We start from the raw sequence: 571 nt of genomic DNA, 5'->3' as shown, positions 1-571 counted from the left end.
AGGTTGCCAAAATCATGTTTCAGCTAAAGGCGACCGACGAGCCTACCACCTTGGTCCTTTGGGCAATCAGTAAAGACATGCGGCAAATTATACAACTGATGGATGGACAAGACCCACAAGCACTGGGCATTTGGCGTAGCAAGCAGGGTCTCTATCAACAAGCCTGCCGTCGTCAATCAAAGTCCCAAACGACTGAATGGCCTGCTCTGCTCTATCGTTGTGATCAAGCTATTAAAGGCCTCATTCGCCAGCCAGCGTGGGAGCTGTTATTACAGGCCGCGCTTGAACTATCGGGTAGAAGGCTGTTTTCAGTTTAATTATTTAAAAAAATTTGCAAGCTTATTTAGCCAAGTTCTCTTATCGTAAGTCCTGTTATTAATTGAATAAGGAGAGTTTTTTAAAGTTCCTGCTATATCAGCTTCCTTTTTTCTACGCCATTCATGATTTAGCTGCGTCATAAGTTCAATTTGCTTATTGAAGCGTATAACTCTTTGATCTTCACCAATGACCCTATTCTCTTGCTCATACTCGCCTGCCAGCATAGAAGTTACCATCTCAAAAAATTCATAAA

General features: G+C 42.4%; 1 protein-coding gene and 1 pseudogene. One reads left to right on the top strand and one right to left on the bottom strand.

Annotated elements, in window-relative coordinates; genetic code table 11:
- A pseudogene (locus tag ACS8FC_RS19620) lies at window positions 1–317 on the top strand (DNA polymerase III subunit delta); the annotation flags it as partial.
- On the opposite strand, the gene ACS8FC_RS19615 reads toward ACS8FC_RS19620, so the two are convergent.
- The coding region (locus tag ACS8FC_RS19615; RefSeq protein WP_439298018.1) for an Imm63 family immunity protein at window positions 318–571 on the bottom strand (254 nt) is incomplete at its 5' end. It lies immediately after the preceding pseudogene.

It is taken from the genome of Psychrobacter sp. 1Y4, from assembly GCF_051847555.1.
The sequence above is the reverse complement of the archived record's forward strand: the minus strand, read 5'-3'. Positions and strand labels throughout refer to the sequence as shown.